This is a genomic window from Streptomyces scopuliridis RB72 (assembly GCF_000718095.1).
Taxonomy (GTDB): Bacteria; Actinomycetota; Actinomycetes; order Streptomycetales; family Streptomycetaceae; genus Streptomyces; species Streptomyces scopuliridis.
On record NZ_JOEI01000007.1, the window covers coordinates 241782 to 267979 of the forward strand.

24 protein-coding genes and 1 tRNA gene are annotated in these 26198 nt (G+C 72.4%); 5 read left to right on the forward strand and 20 right to left on the reverse strand.

Going from position 1 to position 26198, the window contains the following annotated elements; all coding sequences use genetic code 11:
• Positions 1-6: 6 nt before the first annotated feature.
• Positions 7-972, forward strand: coding sequence for a chaplin (locus tag IF11_RS0110150; protein WP_030351171.1), 966 nt, complete (start codon positions 7-9; stop codon positions 970-972).
• Positions 973-1070: 98 nt separating this feature from the next.
• Here IF11_RS0110150 and IF11_RS0110155 read toward each other — a convergent pair whose 3' ends face one another.
• Positions 1071-2339, reverse strand: coding sequence for an FAD-dependent oxidoreductase (locus tag IF11_RS0110155; protein ID WP_030351172.1), 1269 nt, complete (start codon positions 2337-2339; stop codon positions 1071-1073).
• A 68-nt stretch (positions 2340-2407) separates the two neighbouring features.
• Positions 2408-3781 (reverse strand): carboxylate--amine ligase, encoded by a 1374-nt coding sequence (locus IF11_RS0110160; RefSeq protein WP_206300731.1) that lies wholly within the window; start codon positions 3779-3781, stop codon positions 2408-2410.
• A gap of 162 nt (positions 3782-3943) precedes the next feature.
• Here IF11_RS0110160 and IF11_RS0110165 point away from each other — a divergent pair, with 162 nt between their 5' ends.
• Complete coding sequence (locus IF11_RS0110165) at positions 3944-5200, forward strand: glycoside hydrolase family 26 protein (protein WP_206300732.1); 1257 nt, start codon at positions 3944-3946, stop codon at positions 5198-5200.
• A 38-nt stretch (positions 5201-5238) separates the two neighbouring features.
• On the opposite strand, the gene IF11_RS0110170 is transcribed toward IF11_RS0110165, so the two are convergent.
• Genes IF11_RS0110170 through IF11_RS0110205 form a run of 8 tightly spaced genes read right to left on the reverse strand, consistent with a single transcriptional unit; the run spans position 5239 to position 15288 of the window.
• Positions 5239-6441: a GNAT family N-acetyltransferase gene (locus IF11_RS0110170; protein ID WP_078490590.1), complete on the reverse strand. Its 1203-nt coding sequence runs from the start codon at positions 6439-6441 to the stop codon at positions 5239-5241.
• Positions 6442-6448: 7 nt separating this feature from the next.
• Complete coding sequence (locus IF11_RS0110175) at positions 6449-7189, reverse strand: YveK family protein (RefSeq protein WP_240627863.1); 741 nt, start codon at positions 7187-7189, stop codon at positions 6449-6451.
• Positions 7186-8346: a glycosyltransferase gene (locus IF11_RS0110180; protein ID WP_030351177.1), complete on the reverse strand. Its 1161-nt coding sequence runs from the start codon at positions 8344-8346 to the stop codon at positions 7186-7188. Before IF11_RS0110180 ends, IF11_RS0110175 begins: the two co-directional genes overlap by 4 nt.
• Positions 8343-9185 carry a polysaccharide deacetylase family protein gene (locus IF11_RS0110185; RefSeq protein ID WP_240627865.1) on the reverse strand — a complete coding sequence of 281 codons (843 nt, stop codon included), beginning with the start codon at positions 9183-9185 and terminating at the stop codon, positions 8343-8345. The genes IF11_RS0110180 and IF11_RS0110185 overlap by 4 nt, the downstream gene beginning before the upstream one ends.
• Complete coding sequence (gene murJ, locus IF11_RS0110190) at positions 9175-10842, reverse strand: murein biosynthesis integral membrane protein MurJ (protein WP_051745746.1); 1668 nt, start codon at positions 10840-10842, stop codon at positions 9175-9177. Before murJ ends, IF11_RS0110185 begins: the two co-directional genes overlap by 11 nt.
• Positions 10843-10895: 53 nt before the next feature.
• Entirely contained in the window at positions 10896-12350 is a 1455-nt protein-coding gene (locus IF11_RS0110195) for an O-antigen ligase family protein (RefSeq protein WP_078490591.1), read from the reverse strand.
• Complete coding sequence (locus IF11_RS41560; RefSeq protein WP_030351181.1) at positions 12350-14089, reverse strand: sugar transferase; 1740 nt, start codon at positions 14087-14089, stop codon at positions 12350-12352. Before IF11_RS41560 ends, IF11_RS0110195 begins: the two co-directional genes overlap by 1 nt.
• Positions 14086-15288 (reverse strand): glycosyltransferase, encoded by a 1203-nt coding sequence (locus IF11_RS0110205; protein ID WP_030351182.1) that lies wholly within the window; start codon positions 15286-15288, stop codon positions 14086-14088. Before IF11_RS0110205 ends, IF11_RS41560 begins: the two co-directional genes overlap by 4 nt.
• Positions 15289-15772: 484 nt before the next feature.
• Here IF11_RS0110205 and IF11_RS0110210 point away from each other — a divergent pair, with 484 nt between their 5' ends.
• The 3 genes from IF11_RS0110210 to IF11_RS36520 all read left to right on the forward strand — a co-directional run bounded on the left by IF11_RS0110210 (position 15773) and on the right by IF11_RS36520 (position 17339).
• A complete protein-coding gene (locus IF11_RS0110210) occupies positions 15773-16012 on the forward strand; it encodes a chaplin (protein ID WP_030351183.1) in 240 nt (79 codons plus the stop codon).
• A 331-nt stretch (positions 16013-16343) separates the two neighbouring features.
• Positions 16344-16793: a hypothetical protein gene (locus tag IF11_RS0110215; RefSeq protein ID WP_051745747.1), complete on the forward strand. Its 450-nt coding sequence runs from the start codon at positions 16344-16346 to the stop codon at positions 16791-16793.
• 207 nt (positions 16794-17000) lie between these two features.
• Positions 17001-17339, forward strand: coding sequence for a hypothetical protein (locus IF11_RS36520; protein ID WP_037727421.1), 339 nt, complete (start codon positions 17001-17003; stop codon positions 17337-17339).
• 80 nt (positions 17340-17419) lie between these two features.
• On the opposite strand, the gene IF11_RS0110225 is transcribed toward IF11_RS36520, so the two are convergent.
• The 10 genes from IF11_RS0110225 to galU form a co-directional block, all read right to left on the reverse strand.
• A complete protein-coding gene (locus IF11_RS0110225; RefSeq protein ID WP_030351186.1) occupies positions 17420-18055 on the reverse strand; it encodes a vitamin K epoxide reductase family protein in 636 nt (211 codons plus the stop codon).
• Positions 18056-18111: 56 nt separating this feature from the next.
• Positions 18112-18618 (reverse strand): DUF5949 family protein, encoded by a 507-nt coding sequence (locus tag IF11_RS0110230; RefSeq protein WP_030351187.1) that lies wholly within the window; start codon positions 18616-18618, stop codon positions 18112-18114.
• Positions 18619-18709: 91 nt separating this feature from the next.
• Positions 18710-20254 (reverse strand): hypothetical protein, encoded by a 1545-nt coding sequence (locus tag IF11_RS0110235; RefSeq protein WP_078490592.1) that lies wholly within the window; start codon positions 20252-20254, stop codon positions 18710-18712.
• Between the two features lie 379 nt (positions 20255-20633).
• Positions 20634-20707 (reverse strand) — tRNA-Ala (locus tag IF11_RS0110240).
• A 122-nt stretch (positions 20708-20829) separates the two neighbouring features.
• Positions 20830-21993 carry a divisome protein SepX/GlpR gene (gene sepX / locus IF11_RS0110245; RefSeq protein ID WP_030351189.1) on the reverse strand — a complete coding sequence of 388 codons (1164 nt, stop codon included), beginning with the start codon at positions 21991-21993 and terminating at the stop codon, positions 20830-20832.
• Between the two features lie 137 nt (positions 21994-22130).
• A complete protein-coding gene (locus tag IF11_RS0110250; RefSeq protein ID WP_078490593.1) occupies positions 22131-22769 on the reverse strand; it encodes a GNAT family N-acetyltransferase in 639 nt (212 codons plus the stop codon).
• A complete protein-coding gene (locus IF11_RS0110255; RefSeq protein ID WP_051745748.1) occupies positions 22766-23305 on the reverse strand; it encodes a MogA/MoaB family molybdenum cofactor biosynthesis protein in 540 nt (179 codons plus the stop codon). Before IF11_RS0110255 ends, IF11_RS0110250 begins: the two co-directional genes overlap by 4 nt.
• On the reverse strand, positions 23302-23868 hold the full coding sequence (gene moaC / locus IF11_RS0110260; protein ID WP_078490594.1) for a cyclic pyranopterin monophosphate synthase MoaC: 567 nt from the start codon (positions 23866-23868) through the stop codon (positions 23302-23304). The genes IF11_RS0110255 and moaC overlap by 4 nt, the downstream gene beginning before the upstream one ends.
• A gap of 72 nt (positions 23869-23940) precedes the next feature.
• Positions 23941-25275: a molybdotransferase-like divisome protein Glp gene (gene glp / locus IF11_RS0110265; RefSeq protein WP_030351193.1), complete on the reverse strand. Its 1335-nt coding sequence runs from the start codon at positions 25273-25275 to the stop codon at positions 23941-23943.
• A 3-nt stretch (positions 25276-25278) separates the two neighbouring features.
• On the reverse strand, positions 25279-26181 hold the full coding sequence (galU, locus tag IF11_RS0110270) for a UTP--glucose-1-phosphate uridylyltransferase GalU (RefSeq protein ID WP_030351194.1): 903 nt from the start codon (positions 26179-26181) through the stop codon (positions 25279-25281).
• Positions 26182-26198 lie beyond the last annotated feature (17 nt).

Below are 26198 nucleotides of genomic sequence, written 5' to 3' on the forward strand. Positions count from 1 at the left end.
AACCAGATGCGAGATCTCATCAGTAAAGGACTGCTCACCGCCGCCGCGGCGTCGAGTGTCCTCTCCATGAGCGGCGGTTACGCCCAGGCGGTGGACGCCGACGGGGCGGCCGTCGGCTCACCGGGCGTGCTGTCCGGGAACAACATTCAGGTGCCTCTGGAGATCCCGGTCAATGTCTGCGGGAATACGGTGGATCCGATCGGGGTACTCAACCCGGCTTTCGGCAATGCCTGCGCCAATACGTCGAGCGCGCCGAAGCACGCGTCGCATCCGGCTCCCGCGCCCCACTCGGACCCCGCACCGCACTCGGACCCGGCGCCCCACGCGGCTCCCCCCGCGCAGGGGGCTCCCCCGGCGCACGCGACGCGGCCGGCTCCCGAGGCGGACGACAACGTCACACCGGCGGCCCCGCCCCACAGTCACGCGCCGCACCACGGCGCGCCGGGCCACGCGTCCCCGGGCGGGTACCACGACGAGGCCGCCAGCTCCACGCACGCCTCCGGCGTCGCCGCCGGCTCGCCGGGCGTGCTCACGGGCAACGTCCTGGAGACCGTCCTCGACATCCCGCTGAACATCTGCGGCAACTCGGTGGATCTGATCGGCGTCCTCAACCCGGCCTTCGGCAACTTCTGTGCGAACGGCACCCCGGAGGCGCCCCACGGAACCCCCGGCACCCCCGGATCTCCGGCGGCCCCCGAAGCCCCCGAGGCCCCCGAAACCGCCACGCCGCCGGACGACCGCGCCGTGGACCCGGCCTCCCCCGCCACGCATCCGCGGACCCCGGCCCCCCGGGGTTCCTCCGAAGCGATCCTGCCCGCCTCGATGCCCATGCCCACAGTCCCCGACGAGCTCGCTCAGCTGGCCTCCACCGGCAGTGATCTGAACCTGCTCGCCATGGGCGCCGCCAGCGCCGGTCTGCTGCTCGGTGGCGGAATCCTCTACCGCCGCAGCACCGCCGCCTCGCGCGTCTGACGGCGTATCCGCCCTGCCGGGAGAATCACGACGGATTCTCCCGGCCGACTTGTTCCCGCCCCACGACGCCCCGTCCCCGCCCGGCCCGGGACGGCCCGTCAGGACAGTCTCGGCTCCCCCACCGGCGCCGACGAGGCCTGCCGCTGGCGGACCGTGACGAGCGATCCGCCGCGTGCCCCGAGCCGCCGCCGCACCCCCGCCACCAGCCGCTCCGCGGTGTACGCCGCCCCGTACACGAACCGCATCGAGGGCCCGAAGGACGGGGCGCTCAGCAGTCCGGCGACGAACAGCCCCGGGTACGAGGACTCGAAGACCGCGCTCGCCTCGGGCGCGCTGCTCGGGCGCACCGTCCGCATCCCGGCCCGCAGCTCGCGGTCGACCAGGCCGAGCCGTTCGAGCCCCGGGGTGAATCCGGTGGCGGCGATGACATGGTCCGTGTCCACGGTCCCGACCCGGCCCGTGGTGGCGACCAGTTCCAGCCGTACGCGCCCGTCCACCCGGACCGCGCCCGCCACGCTCTCGCCCAGCCGGACGTCCACCGCGGACTCGAAGCGGTCCCGCAGCCACCACGCGCCGGCCGGGCCGAGCGCCGAGGTGAAGACCCGGGCCCGGGTCGTCTCGGGCAGTCTGCGGAAGATGCCCGGGGTCTCCGCGTAGAGGTAGTTCTTCCATCCGCAGCCCAGTCCGGTGTGCGGAGCACGGGCCGCCTCCAGGGCGGGGCGCTGCCGGGGCGGCGGCAGGGTGTTCCAGTTCAGTCGGTCCGACCGGGCCACCACCCGTACGACGGTGCCCTGTTCGGCGAGGAGCGCGGCGGTCTCCAGGGCGGCCTGCCCGGCGCCGATGACCGTCACGTCCCGGCCCTCGAAGCGCGCCAGATCGGCGTGGTGGCTGCTGTGCGACACCTGTTCCGAGGAGAGTCCGCGCAGCGGGGCGGGGATGTCGGTGAAGGGCATCACCCCGACCGCGAGCGCCACCGTACGGGCGAGGATCGTGGTCCCGTCGTCGGTGTCGAGCCGGAAGCCGCCGGGGCAGGCCCGTACGGACGTGATCGTACGTTCGTCGACCGGCGGGGCCGCGCGCTCCGCGAACCACAGGCCGTACGAGGCGAAGAAGCCGACGGGCAGCGGGGAGGCGTGCCGTACCTCCACCCCCTGGGTCCTGGCGTAGGCGGCCAGGCTGAACGCGCCCTTCGGGTCGGAGAGGTTCGACGCCCATGGTTCGGACTTCAGGAACATGCCGGGCGGCATATGGTCCCGCCACGAGGCCATGGGCCTGCCGAACACCCGCAGATCGAGGCCGGCCGCCGCCGCGTGGGCGGCGATGGAGAGTCCGTAGGGGCCGGCGCCCACAACTACCAGGTCGTACATCGTGTGTCCCGCTCTCTGTGTCGCACGTTCGGACAGGGGCTTTTCTTGGGTGGTTGACGGACGGTTCATCAGGGCGCCTGCGAGACAGGGGGGCGCGGATTCGCGCGGTTCCTGCCGCGCCCCCGCTGCCGTACGGGGGACGTACGGGGCCGGTCGGAGCCGGCCGTACGCCGTCCGGGCAGCACCCGTCTGAGCCTGCGCCAGCCGCGCCGTACGACATGCAGCACCCACGCGACGGCCATGGCGTACGCGGGCAGCGGATCGTCCAGCGCGAACCACGCGGCCTCCGTGGACCGGGGCAGCGACACGCCGCGCCCGCTCCGGCGGACGCCCCAGGAGCGGAAGGGCGTGAGAAGGGAGGACCGCAGGGACGCGAGGAAGGACAGCAGGGCGTAGTTCTCCACCACGAAGGTCCTGCCGTGCGCCGCCTCCTGCGCGGGGACGGTCCGGCCGGTGAGATCCAGGTGCTGCGCCCGTACGACATCGGTGCCCGACCGGTCGGTGAAGAGCCGGAACTGCGCGCCGGGCCGGGGGTTGAAGTCGAGCAGGTGGTAGGCGCCGGTGGCGGTGTCGAGCCGGAAGTCGAGATCGAGGATCCCCCGGTAGCCGAGCGCCGAGACCATCTGACGGGCCATCCGCTCGACCGCCGGGTTCGGCAGCCATCGCCCCACCGCGGTCAGTCCGGCCCCCACCGGCCAGGATCGTTCCTTCCGTCCGGCGGCGCCGATCAGACACTCGGCGCCACCGCCGCTGTAGCCGTGGAAGAACCAGTCCAGGTCCCGGCCCTGCGGCAGGAATTCCTGGAGCAGCAGCCGGCTTCCCGCCTCGGCGCTGCGCCCGTACAACTCGCGGGCCTCCTGCGGGGAGCGTACGACCAGGGTGGAGCGCAGCCCGGTCCCCTCCGGGAGGAGCCACGGCCGGCTCCACTTCGCGACCACGGGCAGCCCCAGCGACCAGGCGGCCGCCGCGGCCTCCTCGGCGCCGGAGGGGATGACGGTGCGCGGGTGGGGGATGCCGAGCGTGCCGCAGATGCCGACCAGCTCCGCCTTGTCGGCCACCCGTTCGGGCAGTCCTGACGGCTGTTCAGGGAGCAGATAGCGGCCGTCGAGCCGCTCCCGCAGCCGGCCGACCGCGATCGCGCTCAGATCGTCCATGGCGATGAGCACGGGCGGGGTGGTGAGCCGGTCCGCGATCCGGAGCAGCAGCCGCTGAATCTCCGCCAGATCCGAAGGCTCCGTCAGATTCGTGGGGTGGTCGGGCCGTAGATGCGCCCGGCGCAGATAGCGGGAGCGTCCCACGGGGCTGCGCGCGGCCTCGATCACCGCGTGGACCTCGATCCCGGCGCGGCCAAGGGATCTGACGGCGCCAAGGGTGCCGTGGTGGAACGGGTTGCGGTCGAGCCTCATGAGTACGGCGGGGACTCGGGTGTCAAAGCTCGGCACGGTGATGTCCTTCATTTCGGTAACCCATGCGGGGGATGAAATTCACGAACGGACTACTGGAACGCCAGGCCGGGTTCCCGATCGGCTTATTAGAAATACTTTTGTGATCACGTGACCACGGATCGCGGCCACGGAAAGAGGTCCCACTCAAGAGGAGCGGACATGGCCCTTCGACGACGACGGCTGACGACCACCTGCCTGGGAGTGGTCACGGCCGGCCTCCTCACTTCGGGTGCGGTGCTGCCCGTCACACATCACGCGGACGAGCCGGCCGCGGCGAACGGATCGACGGCGGACGGATCTACGGCGGACGAATCGGCAGCCGACGAATCGGCGGCGGACGTATCGGCGGCGGCGATCGGATCGGCGCGTGAGAAACCGAAACCGCCGCGGGCACCCTCACCCGCGCTGGGCGCGTATCTCGATTACGGTCCGAAAGGCGTCCGGCGTATCGCGGCCATGCAGAGCTGGCTGGGCGGCAGGGAGCTGCGGGTGGGGCACACCTATCTTCCCGGGGACGTGTGGTCCAACATCGAGGGCAAGCCCGAGTTCCTGGAGGACTGGGCCGCATGGCGAAAGGCGAAGGACGACCGCCTGTTCGTCCTCAACGTCCCCATGCTCGAACGCAATGAGGAGCATGTCCCGGACGGAGTCGTCCGCCATGAGCTGCGCCGGGCCGCGCGGGGCGATTACGACAGCCACTTCAAGGTCCTGGCGGAACGGCTCGTCGGCCTGGGTGTTCCGGACACGGTGATCGTGCTCGGCTGGGAAATGAACGGGGAAACGTACACCCACCGCTGCGGGCCCGACCCACAGTCGTGGAAGAAATACTGGAATCGCATCGTCACCACCATGCGTGCAGTGCCCGGACAGAAGTTCCGGTTCGATTTCGCTCCGAACCGCGGACGGGACGACATTCCCTGGACCGAGTGCTATCCGGGTGACGATGTCGTCGACATCATGGGCATGGATTCTTATGACCAGCCCCCGGGCCGGACATTTGATGAACAGGTGAATGAGCCCTTCGGGCTCCAGGAGCATGTGGATTTCGCCGCTGCACACGGAAAGGTTATCTCCTATCCGGAGTGGGGACTCTTCCGCAACGGTGACAACCCGGAATACATGCGCCGCATGCTCCAATGGATCGACACATACAAGCCGGTGTACAACACACTGACCGACTACTGCCCGCACGGCGTCTGGCAGTGCGGGCAGAATCCCAAGTCGTCGAAGATGTACCGGGCCCTGCTGTACGGGTTCAAGCCGGAGCCCGTACCCACGCCCACGCTGCCCCCGATCCCGACGCCCACGCAGCCGCCGCGGAACTGCCTGCCGCTGGACCTCGGCCCCTGGGTGGAGAAGTGGCTGGGCGGCAGGATCTGCATCCGCCTCAACTGGTCGCAGCGCGAGGACGGCTGACCAGCCACCCCTCCGGTACGGGGCGGCGGCGTCCGGGGTCACCCCCCGGCGCCGCCGCCCCGTAGCCGTTTGACGAGCGCGGCGGCGCGGTCGCGGCCCGCCGCGCGCGCGACCAGCAGCTGCAAGGACGGCGCCAGATGCGGCCGGGCGAGCAGCAGCCGCTGGTTGCGGACGCTCTCGGGACGCCAGTGGTGCTTGTACGGCTCATTGCCGCGCAGCATGCTCAGCGTGGCGCGGCCGCTCGCACTGATCCGCTGCGCCCCGCTGCGCAGCAGCATCGTGGCCACATCCACCTTCCTGGCGCGCAGTGCCGGATCGGCCCCGTACAGATAGCCGCCCTCCAGCCGGCCGGACATCAGGGTGAGATCCGCGGCGACCACCGCGCCGGACAGCCGGAACTCGGTCAGCCGCGCGTCGCCGTACTCGGTCATGGACCGTACGGACCGGGTCAGATGGTCCGCGAAGCGCGCGCTGAGATGTTCCGGGGTGACCCCGCGGCCCTGCCACTGGAGCCGGTGCAGCTCCAGCAGCCGCCCGACCGCCGCCGGGATCTCGTCCTTCGGCACCACCCGCTCCTCGATGCCCAGCGCGTCCAGCTTGCGCAGCTTGGCGCGGGCGCGCTGGGCGCGCGAGGAGGTGAGTCTGCCGAGCAGTTCGTCCATGGGGACGCCGGGCAGTTCGAGGCAGAGGGAGTCGTCCAGCTTTCTGCGCGGGCCCGCCCAGCAGGCGAAGATTCGTTCCGCCGCGGCCCCGGGCCGTACCTCGCGCAGATCGATCACCGCCGTACGGGCCAGCTCCGCGAGCGACTTCGCCAGCTCCGCTGCCGCCGCCTCGGCGCAGTCGTCGTGGAGCAGCACGTCGGAGAAGTCGGAGATGGAACCGCCGAGTTGGACGAGGACGGGGAGGGGGCGGTGGACGAGCATCAGCGGGGCGGCCGCGACGAGTTTCGTGCCCCGGCGTACGAGCAGGACCCGCAGCCCGCGCCGGTTCCCGTACGACAGCCACCACGAGTGGAGCCAGGAGTGGCTCTGGAAGGGCGTGGCCGTGCGCGAGCAGCGGTACAACTCGTTCCAGACCGGGGCGAGTTCGGCGAAGCGGCCGGCATCGCGGCAGAGCTCCGTGGTGAACACCGGGCCGGACACCCGCGACGAGGACCTGAACAGCGGGGAGAAGACGCGAAGGGGCGTGACCGGTGGGGCTGTGCGGGCCGCGGCGGTGCGCGCGCTCGATTCGGCGGCCATCAGGCTCTCACACCGTTTCCGACTGCGGCAGCGACTGCGCCTGGGACTGCGGCGGGGCGGACGTCGCCGGACCGGGGACGTTCGCGTGGAACTCACCGTGCCGCGGCTTCGGCCTGACCAGCAGACCGAGCCCGCCGAGCAGCCCGCCCGCGCAGCCGCCGACCAGGGCCGACAGACCCGCCGAGGGGGTGACCGGACCGGTCGGCTCGACCGCGCGGGAGAACTGGAGCACCCGTACCTTCGTACTGCCCTGCAGCTGGGAGCCGTTGAGGACCAGCGCCCGTGCCACCCCGTCCGCCATGCTCACCGCGGTCGAGGCCCGGTCCGAGGTGGCCGTCACGGAGATCATCGGAGCGTCCGGCGAGGTGGCCGTCTGCACGCTCTCCCGGAGCGTCCGCGCGGGCACCCCGGCCCAGACCGGCGCGTCACCGATCAGCGCGACCTGCGAGGCGACGCGCCCATAGGCCGTCGCGAACCCCAGCGCGGCGGCCGGGTCGGACTTCTCCGTCGGTACGACGACGACATAACTGGTCGCCGAGTACTGCGGGGTGCGGAGCATCCCGTACGTACCGCCCGCCAGCGCCCCGGCCAGGACCGCCACCGGCACGATCCAGCGGGCGGGCAGCGCCGTCACCTTCGACAGCGGGAGCCGGGCCCGACGCAACGACGCCGAGACGGAAGCGGATTCGGGGACGACGGGCCGGCGCCGCGCGGCCGGGCGTCGCGGGGGATTGCTGTGCGGGGTCATGAGCAGCTCACTTCTCGGAGGGGGGCCGGGTCGCGGACGGCGTTCTCGTAGACGGTCATCAACTGACGGGCGCTGTGGGCGATGTCGTAGTGGCGCGCGGCCGGGGGTACGGGCAGCCGGTGCGGCCCCGCCTGCTCGAACCGCCGCAGTTCGTCGACGAGTCCGGGTACGGAGCCGCTGACCCGGCGCGCTCCCGGCGCGGCGTCGGCGGGCAGGTCTTGGAGGGCGGGGCAGGTCACATGGAGGACCGGCAGCCCGGCCGCGAGTCCCTCCACGACGGCGAGCCCGAACGCCTCGTCGGGGGAGGTGGAGACGAAGACGTCCATGGCCGCGAGCAGCGAGGGGAGATCCGGCCCGTGCTGTGACGGGTGCGCCGCGCGCGGGGGCGGCGGGTCCTGGCAGGCGCCGTGCAGCAGGATCCGGTCGGCCGCGCCCCGGTCCCGCGCGAGCCGCAGGAGCCGGTCGCGCTCGGGTCCCTCACCGATCAGGAGGAGGCGCGCGCCGGGCAGTTCGGCGACGGCCCGTACGAGCCGGTCGAAGCGTTTGCCGCCGTTGAGCCGTCCGACCCCGCCCACCACGAAGGCGTCCTGGGGCACTCCGAGGCGGGTGCGGGCCACGCGGCGTGCGGTCTCGTCGTAGGCGAAGCGCCCGACCTCGATGCCGTTGGGCACCACATGGATACGGTCGGGGCGTACCCCCCAGCGCTCCAGGCGCCGGGCGACGGTCGCGGAGACGGCGACGGTCGCGGTGCCCAGGCGTTCGCCCGCGAGATAGAGGGCGCGGGCGCCGGAGGAGAGCGGCCGGCCCTCGATCTGGACAGCCCCGAGGGAGTGTTCGGTGGCCACGATGGTCCGTACGCCGGCGAGGCGGGCCGCGAACCGCCCGTACAGGCAGGCGCGGTAGAGATGCGTGTGCACCAGGTCGTACCGTCCGCGCTTGATCAGCCGCGCGAGCCGGGGCAGGGCGCCGAGGTCGCGGTTCCCCGCCATGTCGAGGTCGGTGACGGGGACGCCGTCGGCGACGATGCCCTCGGCGACGGCTCCCGGGTTGGTGAGTGTGATGACTTCGCTGTTCGTCGGCAACTGCCGTAACAAAAGCCTCAGTTGCTGCTCGGCGCCGCCGATGCCGAGACCGGTGATGATGTGCAGCACCTTCATGTCGTCGTCGCCGCCCCGGTGTCGGCGTACGCGGTCCGCACGGCGTACGCGGCCGGGGCGGTCCGCCTGGTGTGCGCCGCGTACTCGGCGTACTCCCCGGCCTGGACGGGCTCGCGGCGCCAGCGGTGCGTCCGCCGCTTGAGGTGCAGCCTGAGGCCGGTGTCGCTCTCCCCGATATGGACGCGGGGCAGGGCGAACACGCCGGTCAGCAGCCCCGGGCTGATGGCGCAGGCGTACGCGTAACCGGCGGCGCGTACGGCCTTGATGGCGCGGGCGTCGACCGTGCCGTACGGATAGCAGTAGCCGGCCACCTCGTGACGGCCGGTCAGATCCTGGAGCAGCTCGCGCAGGAGTTCACGGCTCCGCGCGGTGTCGGCGGCGAGTACCGCGTCGTCGGCCTTGGTCAGATCGGTGTGGCGCAGTCCGTGCGAGCCGATCTCCATGCCCGCGCGGGCCGCCGCGCGGATGCCGTCGGCGGTGAGGAGGGGCTTGCACGGGCCGGGGCTGTCCCATTCGTTCGTACCGCCGAGACGGCCCGGCAGGACGAAGACGGTCGCGGTGAACGCGTAGCGGCGCAGCAGCGGGACGGCCTGTTCCAGGAAGTCGGCGTACCCGTCGTCGAAGGTGAGTCCGATGAGTCCGGCTCCCCGCCCTTCGGCGCGGGCGCGCAGCAGCCGGTCCATACTGACGCCGGTCAGCCCCCGGCGGCGCAGCCAGCGCAGCTGCCGTTCGAGCCGGTCCGGCGAGACCGTCACCCGGTAGGGGTCGTCGGTGGGATCGGCGACGGAGTGGTACATGGCGGCCCACAGGGGGCCGGCGGACACCGTGTCAGCGGGCATGCGCGAGCTTTCGTGTGAGGGGGCGGGTGAGGAAGCGGAGGATGGTGTCGGTCTCGGGGGCCCGCAAGGCGTGCGCGATGACGAGGAACACCGCGCTGACCACGACGCAGGCCGCCATGGCGCCCAGGACGGGTGACGGGACGAGGGCTCCGCAGAGCCATCCGGAGCCGGTGGCCGCAGCCGCGGCGGCGCCGAGCTTGACCAGGCCCCCGGTCATGAACCGGAGGCTGACGGGCACGCTGTGCCGGCCGACCCTGTGCAGCATCAGGGCGGCGGTGACGGTGATGCCGAGGGCGTTGGCGGCGGCGATGCCGAGCACGCCCCACACCTGTACGAGCAGGGTGCCGACGCCGGTGGTCAGCGCCAGCCCGGTGAGCATGGCGAACGCGGGGAACCACAGCGGGCGCGCGGCGGAGAAGTAGCAGCGTACGAGCGCCCCGACGAGTGTGTGGCCCAGCAGACCGAGCGCGTACACCCGCATCACATCGGCGGTCGCCGCCGTGTCCGCCGGGTCGAACGCGCCGCGCTGGAAGAGCACTTCGATGATCTGCGGCGCGCAGGCGACCACCGTGGCGGCCCCGACCAGCACGATTATCCCGGCCAGCGCGAGATCGCGCTCGACCCGGCGCCTGGCCCGCTCGGTGTCCCCCGCCGCCATGGCGCGGGCGACCACCGGGAAGGTGACGGTGCACAGCATCATGGAGAGCGTCATGGGGATCTGCGCGACCTTCTGCGCGTAGTTCAGATGCGAGATGGCGCCGGGCGGAAGCGGAGCGGCGAGGAACCGCTCGATCAGGACCTGCGACTGCCTGCTGAGCGCGAAGACGATGACGGGCGCGAGCAGGGCGAGGGCGACGGGCGGTCCGCCGCCCGTGTCCCTCGGTCCCTGACCGGCCGCGGTCACGTCCACCGGCCGGCGCGCGCGCAGCCGGCGCCACAGGACGGGCGCCTGGACGAGCACCATCAGGGCGCCGCCGATGGCGACCCCGGCGGCGGCGGCCCGTACCCCCCACCGGTCGCGGACCAGCAGCATGGTGGTGATGATCCCGGCGTTGTACGCGACGTAGATCATCGCGGGCGCCGTGAAGCTGCCGTGCGCGCGGAGCGCCGCGCTGCAGTACCCGGCCATGCCGAAGGTGAAGGCGCAGGTGGCGGTCAGCCGGGTGCAGTCGACGGCGAGCCCCGGCTCGGGCAGCCCCGGCGCGAGGACGGCCACCACCCAGGGGGCGGTGGCCACCAGCAGGGCCGAGCCCGCGCTGAGGGCGAGGAACAGCCGGGGCAGGGTGCTCCGCACCAGAAGCCGTACGGGATCCGGGTCCAGTACCGGTGCGGTGGCGCGCCGGGCCAGGGCCAGGCTGAACGCCGGTACGAGGATCAGCGCCATGGCGTCCTCGATGAGGAGCGTGGCGGCCACCTCGGGCACGGTCCAGGCGACCAGGAAGGCGTCGGTGTCGGGACCGGCGCCGTAGAGATGCGCGATGGCCTGGTCGCGGACGAGCCCGAGCAGCGCCCCGGCGGCGGTCAGCAGCGCGGTGAGGAACGCCGCGCGCGCCAGGAACCGTCCGGAGGAGAAGGAGCCGCGGCCTTCCGCGCCGGGGCGGGCGTCTCGTCCCGGGCCGTCTCCTCCCGTACCCCCGCCGCCCTTCGAGCCCTCCATGGAGGGCGGTTCGGGCTGCGGCGGTACGGCGGGAAGGGAGTGCCTCGTATCGCTCACGCGCGGCCGGCCTCACTCTTCGCGGCGCACCGGTCGGGTCCGAGGGCCCAGCGGGCCGCCAGGCCGAGCATCACGGCCGTCAGTACGGTCGAGGGGCCGCCGATGTCCGCGTAACTGAAGTCGACCAGCTGCCAGACCAGCAGCCCGGTGACGGCGAGGCCGCAGTCGGCGCCGGTACGGGAGCGGTGCGCGCCCGGCAGCCGGCGCAGTGCGCAAACGAGGAGCGCGGCCCAGCTGCCCACCAGGGCGACGATGCCCAGCAGCCCCTGTTCGCTGAGGACGAGCAGATACATGTTGTGCGGGGAGAGCAGCGGCTGACGCTGGAAGCCGAGTCCTGCGCCCTCGGTGTCGCTGGCGGCGGAGAGCGCGAGCGAGGCGTGGCTGTCGCGGTAGTCGGGGAAGCCCTTCAGCCCGACGCCGGTGACCGGGTGCTCGCGCCACATGCCGGTGGCCGCGGCCCACATGGTGTACCGGTCGGTGACGGACTGGTCGGGCGCGTCGGTGACCCGCGTGATGCTGTCGAGCCGTTCGGTGATCATCTGCGAGCCGATGCCGAGACCTCCGACGAGTACGACGCCGAGCGCCCCGGTCACGAGCGCGACCACTACGGCACGGCGCGGCCCCGACAGCGTCAGCTGGAGGGCGACGGCCACGGCGGTGGCGATCCAGGCGCCGCGGCTGAAGGACAGCGCGAGGGGTACGGCGAGCAGCCCGGCGCAGCCGAGCGCGACGGCGCGTTGTACGCGGGCCGCGTGCCGCCCCCGGCCTTCCGCCACCGGGCTCAGGGCGAATCCGACGCAGATGACCAGGCCGTACGCGACGACCGTGGCCATGCCCATCACGTCGGTGGGGCCGAAGGTGCCGACGGCGCGGATCTCCTCGCCCATGTACGAGGCGCCGGTGCCGGTCAGATACTGCGTGACGCCGACCGCGCCCTGCACCAGCGCCAGGACGACGACGGACCCGGCGGCCAGCCGGAAGTCGCGGCGGTCGCGCAGGAGGAGCAGCAGCGCGCCGGGCACCAGCACGAAGATCTGGAGGTAGCGCGCCACCCCGGGCAGGCTGGAGGCCGGGTCGTGGGCGGTGATGGCCGCGATGGTCACGCCCAGCACGGGAAGCCCGAGGACGAGGGCGGCGGTACGGGTCAGCGGCCTGGCCCGGTCCCGCAGCACGCGTACGAGACAGTGCAGGACGAGCAGGCCGGAGGCCGCGTCCGCCACGCTCCCGGACCCGGCCGAGCCGTCCCCGGCCGGCGCCGAGGGCACGGCGAGCAGCGCGACGACCGCGACGGCCGGCAGCAGATGCGCCGACCGGCGCAGGACATGTCCCCACGGACCCGCCGTCGGAAGCGCCCGGCCGACGGGCCTGCGGGCGGCGGGATGACGGGCGGTCAGCCCGGCGAACACGCCCGCACCGCCCGGGAAACCGACGCCGGTGGCGTCGGCGGCCATCAGCTGCCCGCCGGGCGGACGAGGGACGCGGCGGTCCGCAGCAGGATGCACACGTCCTGCCACAGCGACCAGTGGTCGATGTAGTGGTTGTCGAACCGCGACCGCTCCTCGATGGAGGTGTCCCCGCGCAGCCCGTGCACCTGCGCGAGACCGGTGATCCCGACGGGCATCCGGTGCCGGGCCGCGTAACCGGGCTGGGTCTTGCTGAAGTTGGCGACGAAGAACGGCCGCTCGGGCCGGGGCCCGACCAGGCTCATGTCGCCCCGCAGTACGTTCCAGAGCTGGGGCAGTTCGTCCATCGACGTACGGCGCAGGAAGTTGCCCACCGGGCTCATCCGCAGATCGTTGGCGATGTTCCAGCGGGTGGCGGACTCGTGCTCGTCGGCCGGGCGCAGGGTGCGGAACTTCAGCAGGGTGAAGGTGCGGCCGTTCTGTCCGACGCGTTCCTGGCGGAAGAGCACATCGCGGCCGTCGAAGAGCCGGACGGCGAGCGCGCAGGCCAGCAGGACCGGGGAGGCGATCAGCAGCAGCGGGAGCGTGAACACCACGTCCAGCAGCCGTTTGACGACCGCGTCACGGCGGCGGCGGCGTACGGCGGGCGGCTCGACCCGGCGCGCGGAGAACCCCCACAGGTGCCGCTCCATGGCGACGGGCGCGGCGGTCAGGTCCCAGGGACCCGCGCCGACGAACCAGGTGGCGCAGCCGTGCTCGTGGAACAGCGCGACAAGGGCCGCGCGGTCCGTGCCGTCGCCGGCGGCGCCGGTGTCGCGGAACCCGTGGTCATGGAACCCGGAATCGTTGAACCCGGGGCCATTGAAACCGGACTCGTTGAGCCCGCGGTCGCGGTCGATGAACCGGTGGTCGATGAACAGCGCGTCCTGGACACCGTTCTGGATGACCGCCCGGTGGATCTCCTCGGCCGAGGTCAGCACCGGCAGGGCGGGGGCGTCCGTCACTCCGCCATCCCGCCCGCCGGTCCTGGCGGCGGCCCGGTCCGCCTCGTCGTCGTCCTGGGCGGGCCCGGCGATCCCGACGGGCCGCAGACCGTACTCGGGGTGCTGGGCGAGCAGCGCGGCCAGCCGCCGCGCGGCCGGCCCCGAACCGACGACCAGCGCGGACCGCAGCCGGTTGCGCGCCACGGCGCGCCGCCGGGTGTGCAGGAGCGAGCGGCAGCCGCACGCGACGACGAGCTGGAGTACGCAGCCGCCCAGCAGCGCCGGGATACCCACGGCCAGTTGGGGGAGGAGCGCGGCGAGTACGGCCGCGGCGGCGCACCAGGCCACCGCGATCCGGGCGGCCAGCGCGGGCAGCTGGTCCAGCCCCGACAGGACGACACCGGGACGGTAGAGCCCGGCGGACGCGTTCAGCACGGTCACCCAGACGATGAGCTGGACGACGAGGACGGCATCGCGCTGCTCCTCGTTGAGTACGACGGTGGACAGCAGCGCCGCGAGCATGTCCGAGGCGATCAGCGGCAGGCCGAAGCGCAGCGGGGAGCCCGCGGGACGGCCGGCCGGCCGCGCGAGACGGTCCGGGGTGTCGCGGGGTGAGGCGATCGAGACACGCCGCAGGACCTGCTGTCCCAGGGTCTGTGGCCCCGGGGTCCGCGGTCCGACGGTCTGCTGTCCCACCGCCTTCTGTCCCACCGTCTGCTGCCCGAGGGCCTGCTGCCCCAGGGCCTGTTCCGCTGTCCGCGCACGCCCGGTCGGCGGCGGAACGCTGGTACTTTCCGTGGTCACTGGGGAATCGGCTCCCTGCGTTCGGGGCGCGGCACGGAGGCGACTTCGCGGTACACGTCCGCGATGGCCCGCGCTGTCTGCCGCACGTCATAGGTGCTGAGTACGTGCTGATGGCCCTGGCGGCCGATGGCTTCGCGCAGTGGCGCGTCGCGGAGCAGAGCGCCGATGGCCGCCGCCAGAGCGGGCGGGTCCTCCGGCGGAACGAGACAGAGCGCTTCATGGCCGGGCGGCAGGCTCTCGCGCGCGCCGTCCACGTCGCTGAGGACGACGGTCCTGCCGCTCGCCATGGCCTCCAGCGGGGCCACCGCCATGCCCTCCCAACGCGAGGGCAGGACGACCAGATCGGCCGCCCGGTACCAGGGCGCGGTGTCCGGTACGGCTCCGGCGAAGACCACCGAAGGCGGCGCGGCGGCGCGCAGCGCGTCGGCGTCAGGACCGTCCCCGACGAGGACCAGCCGCGCCCGCGGCAGCTGGAGGAGGATCTGCCGCCAGGCCCGCAGCAGGATGTCCTGCCCCTTCTGCCGGCAGAGCCGCCCGACACAGAGCACGACGGGCGTGCCCGGCGGAAGGGCGGAAAGCGGCGGGAGCGCGGCCCGCGCGGCGGTGGTGTCGGCCATGTCCGCGGACCCGGGAGGCCCGTCCGCGGAACCGAACCGTCCGACGTCGACTCCGTTGTGGACGACGGACCAGGAGGCGTGGATTCCGGCCCGCTCGCCGGTGCGCCGTTCCGCGTCGCTGACGCATACGACCCGGTCGGTCCACCGTACGGCCCAGCGCTCCCAGTGCCCGGCCAGCCGGCCCGTCACACCGCCGACCGCCTCGAACGACCAGGCGTGCGGCTGGAAGACGGTGGGCACCCGGCCCCGGACGGCGAGCCGTCCGGCCAGTCCGGCCTTGGCGCTGTGGGCGTGCACCAGATCGGGCCGGACCCGCCGCACCACCCGGGCGGCCTGCCCGACCTCACGGACCAGTCCGGGCCCGGGGTCGCGGGTCGCCCGCCAGCCGTGGACCTCGGCGCCGAGCCGGGCCGCCGCCGCGGCCAGCGGCCCTTCCCCGGGACAGGCGACAGCCACCCGTACGTCGGCCTCCAGTTGCGCCTCGACCAGATCCAGGACCACCCTGGCCACCCCGCCGTCGACCGGCTGGACGAGATGGAGCGCGGTGAAACCGGCCCCGGGCCGGCGCCGTTGTGGCTGCACGCGCAACTCCTCCACTCGTGGATACGGGAAAACGATCTCTTCGAGCGGGCTCGGGCGCCCGGAGTACAGTTCCGGTTTTCCGCTCCTACGAAAAACGCACCGGCGCGACAAGGGTCACGCGTGACGCCGAATCGAACGCATGAGTCATCCGGCGCCCCTTGAATTCATTACCGCCCCCAAGAATCGCCGAATTCCGCAAACGGACTCTCCGCCTCGCTCTCCATCTCGAAGATCGAAACAAGAAGGCACCTTTACAGAGGGCAGAGTGAAAATCACGTGAGACGCGCTGAATCGCTCTGAACGTACAAAAGGACTCTTACGAGCGGCTGTTCAGGGGTGGGCCGGCCACCGCACCCGGCCGGGTGACAGACGGGAGTCACTCATTCGGACGCGCAACCGATGGGCGCCTTCGGCGTTGATGCATAGGTCGGGCATTCACGCCCGGCGCGTATAGCGTCCCATTTCGACCGAGGAGCCCTTCTCCATGTCGCGTATCGCCAAGGCTGTTGTTCTCTCCACCGCGGCCGCCGCCGCTGTCGTCGGCGCCTCCGGCGTCGCCTTCGCCGACGCCGACGCCGAGGCCGCCGCTGTCGGCTCCCCGGGTGTCATCTCCGGCAACGTCGTCCAGGTGCCGATCCACGTGCCCGTGAACGTCTGCGGCAACACGATCGACGTCGTCGGCCTGCTCAACCCGACCTTCGGCAACGCCTGCGTCAACAACTGACGACCTTCGCTGTCGGTGCCACGCCGACGTCGCCTCGACGTCGCGTCGACGTCGCACGCGAGAGCCGCTCTTTCCCTCGGGGGCAGAGCGGCTCTTCCGCTGTCCGGGGTCCCTCTTACGCGCCCGCGTGTCCACTCTTCCGGCGGCGCGGCACAGGCCCGCGCGGCCGCCATACGGGCGCGTCGGACCAGGTGAGAGCGGGTCGGCGCGGGGCGGAACAGACACGGCCGCCGTCTGACGGGCCGTACGGAAGGCGCCCGTTCGGTTGCGGGCCCCGCGCGCGGAACCCACGGTGAGGAGAACGTTCCGACCCGTCCCGAAAGGACCAGGCATGCGTCTCCAGCTCTCCCGCCGCGTCACGACCGCCGCCGTGTGTGCCGCGCTGGTACTCGGCACCGCGGCCCCCGTCGCCGCCGCCCGTGAACTCCCGCGCGACTCCGGCGCCGACACCGCGCCGTCCCCGGCGCCGGGCCCGATGGCGTCCGAGGCGTCCGCGGCACCCGCGGCACCCGCGGCACCCGCGCAGCAGACCAAGCCCGTGGAGGACATCGGTGACGTACTGAAGCCGGTCGCCGATCTGGTCCGGGCGGCGCTGAAGGCTCCCGGTGGTGAGCTCTCCGCCGCGGACATCGAGAAGCACACCAAGGCCATCAGGGACGCCGTGACCGCACTGAAGGCCACCGTTCCGGCCGACGCCCTGGCCGATGTGGTGGCGACCGTGGAGAAGTCCACGGACTCGGTGCTCGAACCCGTCGCCGCGGCTGACCCCCAACAGCCGTGAATGGCCCGCGCCCGGCCGCTCGTTCGATACGAGAATAGGGCGAGTCCCCTTCATTCGAGTGGCCTGTCCAGAATTCCTTCCCGACGGAGTTTCCGCCGCGCGCACGCGTCGTTACTGATGACGAGCGACCACGCGAGGGAATCTCCAAGAGGCCTGTGCGAAGCGTGAGTTGTCTCGCAACAGACATCGCTGAAAGAAGGATTCACCATGAAGCCCATGAAGGTTGCCGCTGTCGTCGCCGGTTCCGTGATGGCTCTGGGTGCCGCCACCCCGGCGTTCGCCGCCGAGGGCATGAGCCTCAATGGCGGGCTGGAGACCGTGCTGAGCGAGGGCCTCAAGGACCCCCGGCCGCTGAACACCAACGCGCTGGACACCGAGAACCCGGGGTCCGTGCTGAACGCCGTGAAGGGTGCCACGGACAGCCTGAACAAGAAGAAGGGCGGCAAGACGAACGGCACGAAGACGTCGGGCAAGACGGGCGCCAAGGAGATCGTCGGCACGTCGACCGGCAACAAGCTGCTCGGTGGGCTTCCGCTCGGCAAGTAGTCTCCGGCAGCGGTTTCCGGACGGTCCGGGCCTCGCGAGGGCCCGGACCCCGTAGCCGGCCCGGATTCCGCTGATACGGATCAGCTGGTCCAGAAGTCCCACCAGCGGGTCAGGATGAGCATCCCGATGATCCCGGTCCACAGCACCGGCGGCACCCAGTGGAACTCGCCGAGCGCGCCCCGCAGCCCCGCGGGCGCGGGCAGGATCCCGTGCTCGATGTTGTGCGCCGTGACGTAGCAGAACATCACGATGGTGGCGACCCAGGCCAGACAGCACCACAGACACAGCGAGTTGATGCTGTAGAGCGACTGGTACTGGAGCCAGGTGCAGAAGCCGACGCCGAAGAGCGTCCCGGCGTTCAGGCCCAGCCAGAACCAGCGCCGGTAGCGCGCCCCGGCCAGCAGCCCCGCGCCGACGCCGATGACCACCGCGTACGCCGCCAGCCCCAGCATCGGGTTGGGGAAGCCGAAGACCGACGCCTGGTCGCTCTTCATGATGTTCCCGCAGGAGACCACCGGGTTCAGACTGCATCCCGGGGTGAAGTCCGGGTCCTCCAGCAGTTTGAACTTGTCGAGGGTGATCACCCAGGCCGCCAGCAGCCCCGCCGCTCCGCTGATCATCAGCATGAGCGCGAAGGCCCGGCCGCCGCCCCACGTACCGCCGGTGCTGTCCGTACGCTCGTCGGTGGCCGTGTTCTCGGCCAGTGCCGTCGCCATGACGTCCGCTCCCCTGCTTCCGGTGCTCATCCGGTGTCTGTCCGGGCTTCCGACGCTCAGCCGCGCAGGCGGCGTACCGGCACCAGGCAGTGCGCGGCGCTGGTGAGCATCGCCTGGTCACCCGCGAAGGCGCGCAACTGCTCCTCGGTGACGGGCTTGCCGGGTGTCGCCTCGGCCCAGGGCCGGGTGGCGACGATGAAGTAGACCTGCCCGTGAGCCCGCGCGTCCCGCTCCCACTCCGGCGGGACGGGGCACTGCGCGTTCAGATACGGCATCGTCAGTACGGCGCGGCCCGCCTCGACCAGCAGCGTGATCGGCACGTTGGGGTTCTTCGAGACATCGACCAGATCGCCGCCGGGGATCAGCCCGATCTCGGCGAGCACCGTACGCATCGTCTCCTCGCCGGCCTCCGCCCCGTCCTTGCCGTCCCCGAGTGAATAGGCGAGCAGGTAAGGCGCGTTGCGTTCGCCTTCGGAGGGATCGCTGGTCCAGGTAATCACCGAGAGAGTGCCCAGCCTGGAGGCGTGCCGTGCGCTGATCGAGGCGGAATGGGAAGAGGTCATGTTGCGGCACAGTAGTGGCCCGCGGGGAATATCCGTGAGCCCGCTTCACCCAAGTGGGGGACGGCGCACACCACTTCGGAACATCACTCTCTCAATTTCGTTTTTCAGTACGAGACTTATTCAACTGTCCGCGCACGGGCTTTCCCTGCGCGGCCGGGGACAGATACGCGCGCCAGTCGCTCCGGCCCGGCAGATCGGGCAGGCGCAGGACGCGCCAGCCCTGGGTGTACGCGGGCCGCGCGTCCTCCCCCGCCACCACGACGGCCACCGGCCGGTCGCGGGCGAGTGCGACGAGCCCCGCGGGGGTGACGGAGCCGTCGTGGCCCCCGGTCTGCCGTGACGCGCAGCCGGCGAGGTAGGCGACCCGTACGGCCTCCGCACCGCTGACCACGCACGGCGGGCGTACGCCCTGGCGCGCCAGCTCGGCCGCCACCCGGCCGAACGCCACCCTGTTGGTACGGCCGCGCGCGGCGGCGCTGTCGAGAACCACGTACTGCACCGCCAGATGCGCCGCCAGCAGCGCCGCGAGAGCGCCCACCGCCAGGGGTCGCGGCCACGCCGCCCGGCCGATCCGGGCCAGGCCCGTCGCCGTCGGCAGCGCGAGCAGCGCGTACGTGGGGAGGAGGAAGCGCGGCGCGGCGTAACCGATCAGCAGGACGTACGGCACCGCCATCGACAGCCCGGCCAGCGTCGGCACCAGCACGACGGCGAGTCTCCTGGCGCGGGCGGCGACCAGCACCCCGCAGACGACGAGGAGCGGCAGCATGAACCACCACACCGCGGTGACGGGCCGCCGCCAGGGGATGTCGCAGGGCCGGCAGAGCAGCCGTCCGTCGAGCGCGCGCACCTGGTCGTCGAGGGCGAGATGCCAGCCCAGGTCCCCCTGGATCTCGCTGGCACGCCGCAACCGCGCGGAGAGGCCGCCGTAACTGACGTACGCCTCGACGACCCACGGCGCGCAGCCGAGGGCCGCGCCGGCGGCGAGTGCCAGCAGCGGGAGCGGGCGCCGCCACGCCCGGACGAGGAGCGCGGCGGCGGCGAGCGGCAGGGCGAGCCAGAGGGCGTCGCTGGGCCGCATGAGCGCGACGAACGCCACGCCCCCGCAGAGCCCGGCGAGCGCGACGCGGTCGGACCGGTCGCGGGCGCCCCGCAGGAAGCAGCCGACCGCGAACAGGGACCCGAGGGCGACCCACAGGTTCGGCATGACCTGCGGGCCGTAGAGGACGGTGATCCACAGCCCGGCGAACAGCGCGCCTGCGAGAGCGAGTACGGGCGCCGGGAGCAGCCGTCGCCACACCCACAGCGCGAGCAGGAGACCGGCGCCCGACAGCAGCGCGAGATAGCCGCGGAGGACCTCGACGGACGAGGTCAGCGCGGTCACCGGCGCGATCAGGTAGGTGACGCCCCGGGCGCGCGGCGCGCTGAAGAAGGCTGCTTCGGCGTCCCGGGCGACCTGGCTGACGTACACCGTCTCGTCCCAGCCGAGACCGGACCCGGGCACGACGAGCACCAGTTGGAGGATGGTGTACGCCACGGCGACAGCGGCGGGCCACCCGAAGCCGCGGGCCGCCCGTACGACGCCGCCCCGGCGCTCCGTCCCGCTCGGGCCCGCGGCGACGGCCGAGGTCTCTGTCATGCGCCCCACGCTGCCTCCGCGCCGCCCGCCCGGCCATCGGGACAAGCCACTCGGACGAACGGGCGGGGACGGGGCCTACGAGGTCACGTACTGGCCGTCGTGGGCGTCGGAGGGCGGGATGGGCGTGATGACGTCGCTGCCCGAAGTCCTCGCGGCCGGGTTCACCAAGGGCGCCACTGACCCACTTGCTGTCTGGCGCGATGAACGAGGCCGCCCTGTGACCGGCGGAATCGGACAACTCCGAAGACCTGACGGCCACGAGGACCGCCCTGTCACAACTGCTGGAGTCGCTGCGCGCCCCGCGAACTCCCTGAACAATCCCTGGAAACGCGAGAATCCCGTCCGATCTTCCGATCGGACGGGATTCTCGTTGTTGTTGTGGACCTGAGGGGATTTGAACCCCTGACCCCCTCGATGCGAACGAGGTGCGCTACCAGTCTGCGCCACAGGCCCTTGCAACGAGTGAAACCTTAGCACCCCCGCCGCCGTGCCCGGAAATCCGTTAGCGGCTGGTCACCGGGTCACCGGGCCCGGGGGTGGGCGGGGTGAGCGGGGGCGGGGTGGGGGGCGGTGGGTCACTCGTTGGCCGCGCGGGGGCGGTCGCCCTCGTCGTACTGGTCGAACAGCGGGGTCCTGCCGCGGTCGCGCGTGCGGCGGGGTGCCGGGGCGCGGGGTGGCGGCGGGGGCTCCGTGGCGGGTTCGGCCGTGGAGGAGCGGGCCGCGCTCCATGTTTCCGGGTCGCTGACCTCGACGCCGCCGGTGGCGCGGGGTGCGACCGGCGCGGTGACGTACGTGGGGAGCGGGACCGGTACGGGGTCCCAGCTGTCGCCGCTCGCCGGGCCACGTTCGCGCTGCTGGTCCACCCACTCCGCGTGGTCGGTCTGCTCGACCAGGGCACGGCGGCCCGCCTCTTGGGGCGAGACCGTGGGGGCGGGGGCCGGCTCGGGGCCGGGTTCGGGCTCCTCGTCCGGCTCGCCCGCGGCGGCCGTCGACGACTGGTGGCGGCGCGGGCGGTTCTCGCGGAGCCGCTGCGCGGCGGCCTCGGCCCTGCGCCGGTCCATGGTGAACGCGAAGCGCCGTCGCTCCTGGCCGCGCAGATGCACGATGTACACGCTGAGCAGTACGGCCGGGAGGGCCGGCGCCCAGAGGAAGCCGAGGCCGCCGACCGCCGCGACGATCGTGCCGAGCGTGAAGGCGAGGAAGAGGATCACGGTGGTACGGCGCCGACGGGCGAGGACCTGGAGGCGCTGTGCGCGCCGGGCGCGTTCCGCCGCGGCGCCCGAGGGCCGCGCGCGCCGCTCGGGGGCCCGCCGCTCGGGAGCGGGCGCCGCACGGTCGGGCGCGGGGCGCGCGGGCGCCGGGCGGGATGCCTGGGCGGGACGCGACGCCGGGCGCGTGGCGCCGGACCTGGCCGGCGCCGGGACGTCCGCGCGGATTTCCATCCGGGCTTCGGTACGGGCCGCGGGCGCGGAGAAGGCCCGGACGTCGACGGAGCTGATCGACTCCGTGCGGCTGTCCGGTTCCCCGTCGGGCCCCGCCTCCTCGGCGGTGCGCTCCTGAAGCTCCTTGGCGTAACGGCGCTCCATGGCCCCCCGTCCGGACAGCAGCCGGATGGCGGTGCTGAAGCGTTCCGTCGGGCGTGCCTCGTTGAGCTCGTCCTGCCTGCGGAGCCACATCGGCACCAAGTAGGCGGCCCAGGCCCCGACGATGACTGCGTAGATGAGGCCGCTGCTGCTCACGGTTCACACCGTAGAGGGGTTCGCACGAGGGCATCCGCCAATTGAGCCGGTGTGTCGCACGATCTAGCTGATAGCACTGACTTTTTTTGTGATGGTGCGGATCAGTTTATGGCCATATGCCGATCAATATCGAACACTTATTTCATTTTTTGATCGTTGCCGGTCGCCCCTGGCCGGACCCTGCGCCATCGCCGGAGCAGCCCTTCGGGCACTTCCTCGGCCGTGAGCACATAGACGAGATGATCCCGCCACGCCCCGTCGATATGCAGATAGCGGGGCCGCAGCCCTTCCTCGCGAAATCCGAGTTTGTCGACGACCCGGCGGCTGGGGCCATTCTCCGGGCGGATACAGATCTCGACGCGGTGCAGCCCGACCGTACGGAAGCAGTGGTCCACCGCGAGGGCGACCGCGGTCGGCATGACCCCGCGCCCCGCGACCTCGCGGTCCACCCAGTAGCCGACATGGCCCGAGCACATCGAGCCCCAGGTGATGCCGGCGACGGTCAGCTGGCCGACGAGCCGGCCCTGGTACTCGATGACGAAGGGCAGTATCCGGCCGGCGTTGGCCTCGCCGCGCAGATGGCGGACCATCTGACGGTAGGTGGGGCGCTGGGCGACCGGGCCGCCCGGGGGCGGCGGCGGGATCGTCGCCTCCCAGGGCCGCAGCCAGTCGCGGTTGCGCCGGTTCACCTCACGCCACGCGCGCTGGTCGCGCAGCCTTATGGGGCGGAGGGTGATATCGCCGTCCACCAGCATCACGGGCCAGGCCGGGTTCATCCGGAGGTACGGGGGTGATCGCCGCCGTGGATCTGGTCCACGGCGTGGACGAGCAGCCGGCCGAGCACGGCGAGGCCGTCCCGTACCCCGCCCGTCGAGCCCGGCAGGTTCACGATCAGGGTCCGCCCCGCCACACCCGCCAGGCCCCGGGAGAGGGCGGCGGTGGGGACCTTCGCGGCGCCCTCGGCGCGGATCGCCTCCGGGATGCCCGGGATCTCGTAGTCGAGCACGCGCCGGGTGGCGTCCGGGGTGCCGTCCGTGGGGGAGATGCCCGTACCGCCGGTGGTCAGGATCACGTCGTACGCGGCGTCGACGCCCTCGCGCAGGGCCTGCTCGACCGGATCCCCGTCGGGGACGACCTTCGGTCCGTCGACCGCGAAGCCCAGCGCGCTCAGACCGTCGGCGAGGATCGGGCCGCCCGTGTCGGCGTAGACCCCGGCGGCGGCGCGGTTGGACGCCGTGACGACCAGGGCGCGGTACGGGGACGGGGAAGCGGACCGCGGCCCGGGGCCGCCGCTTCTCGCGGGCGTACTCACTGCGCGCCCCCGTCCGCCTCGGAGACCGCCTCCTCGGGCGGCACCTCCGCCTCGGGCCGGGTCCAGTGGCCCGACTTGCCGCCCGTCTTCTCCTCGACCCGTACGTCCGTGATGACCGCGCCCTTGTCGACCGCCTTCACCATGTCGACCACGGTCAGCGCGGCCACCGAGACGGCGGTCAGGGCCTCCATCTCGACGCCCGTGCGATCGGTGGTCTTCACCGTCGCGAGGATCTCGACGGCGTCGTCCGCGACCGAGAGGTCGAGCGTGACCCCCGAGACGGCGAGCGGATGGCAGAGCGGAATCAGGTCGGGGGTCCGCTTGGCACCCATGATGCCCGCGATACGGGCGGTGGCGAGGGCGTCCCCCTTGGGCACTCCCCCGCCCCTGAGCAGTTCGACGACGCGCGGCGAGACCAGCACCCGGCCGCTGGCGCGCGCGACGCGCGCCGTGACCTCTTTCGCCGAGACGTCGACCATACGAGCCGCGCCCGACTCGTCGATATGCGTCAAGCTGCCTTGCTGAGGGGTTCCGGGGGTTTCCCCCCGGGAAAACACGGTCATTCGCTGTGGCGCTCCCGGTCCGGGCCCGACGGGGCCTGTGTGGGCAGACACGGTACCGCCACCGCGCGGTGGTCAGCCGATCAGGACGACGCCGACCTCCGTGCCGGGCTCCACCGAGACGGACTCCTCCGGGATCACGATCAGCGCGTCGGCATGGGCGAGGGCGGCGATGAGATGGGAGCCGGCGCCGCCCACGGGGGTGATCGTGCCTTCCTCGGCATCGTACGTACCGCGCAGGAACTGGCGGCGGCCCTTCGGGGACGACAGCGTCTTGCCGGCCGCGAGTGTCGCCCGGACGACGGGGCGGTGCACGTCCTTCCGGCCCATCAGGGCGCGGATCGCCGGGCGCACGAACAGCTCGAAGGAGACGTACGAGGAGACCGGGTTGCCGGGGAGGGCGAGCAGCGGGGTGTGCTCCGGGCCGATCGAGCCGAAGCCCTGCGGCTTGCCGGGCTGCATGGCGAGCTTGCGGAAGTCGACCCCGCCTCCCGGCTCGTCCTCGTCGCCGACGGAGGAGAGCGCCTCCTTGACGACGTCGTACGCCCCGACGCTGACGCCGCCCGTGGTGACGACCATGTCGGCGCGGATCAGCTGGTCCTCGATGGTGGCGCGGAGCGTGTCCGCGTCGTCGGTGACGGCGCCGACCCGGTAGGCGATGGCGCCCGCGTCCCGGGCGGCGGCGGTGAGCGCGAAGCTGTTCGAGTCGTAGATCTGTCCCTCGCCCAGCTCCTCGCCGGGCTGGATCAGCTCGCTGCCGGTGGAGAGCACGACCACGCGCGGGCGGGGCCTGACCCGTACCGAACCGCGGCCGATGGCGGCCAGCAGACCGATCTGCGGCGGTCCCAGGACCGTGCCCGCCTCCAGGGCCAGGTCTCCGGCGCGCACATCGCTGCCGCGCGAGCGGACGTGGGCGCGCGCCTCGGCCGAGCGGAACACCCGTACCTCACCGCTCGCGCCCTCACCGCCGACGCCCGCGGGGCGCATCGAGGTGGCCGCGGCGCCGCCCCCGCCGCCGTCGGTCCACTCCACCGGGACGACGGCCTCGGCGCCGGGCGGCAGCGGGGCGCCGGTCATGATCCGGGCGGCCTGCCCCGGGCCGACCTCGGGCAACGCGCCGCTGCCCGCCGCGACATCGCCGATGACGGTCAGCACGGCCGGGAACTCGTCGGTGGCGCCCGCGACATCGGCCGTACGGACCGCGTATCCGTCCATGGAGCTGTTGTCGAACGGCGGCAGAGCCACCGGTACCGTGACGTCCTCCACCAGCACACAGCCCTGTGCGTCGGGCAGTTGCAGCTCGATGGGGTCGAGCGGGTGGACCGCGGCGAGGATGTCCGCGAGATGGTCGTCCACCGACCAGAGCCGCTCGTGGCCGGCGGCCGGTACCGATTCTGCCGTGCTGCTCAAGTGCTACATCTCCTCGCTGACATAACTGCGGAGCCAGGCACGGAAGTCCGGGCCCAGGTCTTCACGTTCGCACGCGAGTCTGACAATGGCACGCAGATAGTCGCCGCGGTCACCTGTGTCATAGCGACGGCCCTTGAAAACCACGCCATGGACCGGTCCGCCCACCTTCTCGTCCACGGACAGCTGCTGAAGCGCGTCCGTGAGCTGGATCTCACCCCCGCGGCCCGGCTCGGTCTGGCGCAGTATGTCGAAGACGGCGGGGTCGAGGACATAGCGGCCGATGATCGCGTAATTGCTGGGGGCGTCGGCGGTGTCGGGCTTCTCGACCAGATCGTGCACCTTGACCACATCGGCGTCACCGGTGGGCTCCACGGCGGCGCAGCCGTAGAGATGGATCTGCTTCGGGTCGACCTCCATCAGCGCGATGACGCTGCCGCCCTCGCGCTCCTGGATCTCGACCATGCGGGACAGCAGCGGGTCGCGCGGGTCGATCAGGTCGTCACCGAGCAGCACCGCGAAGGGCTGGTCGCCGACGTGCGGGGCGGCGCAGAGCACGGCGTGGCCGAGGCCCTTGGGGTTGCCCTGACGCACGTAGTGCATGGTGGCGAGGTCACTGGACTCCTGGACCTTCGCGAGGCGGCCGGCGTCCCCCTTCCGGGTAAGCGCCTCCTCCAGCTCGTAATTCCGGTCGAAATGGTCCTCCAGCGGACGCTTGTTGCGGCCGGTCACCATGAGGACGTCGGAGAGCCCGGCGGCCACCGCCTCCTCGACCACGTACTGGATCGCGGGTTTGTCCACGACCGGCAGCATCTCTTTTGGAGTGGCCTTCGTGGCGGGCAGGAACCGGGTGCCGAGGCCCGCGGCGGGGATGACAGCCTTGGTGATCCGGGAGGACGAGTGAGTCATGCGGAGTACCCTATCCG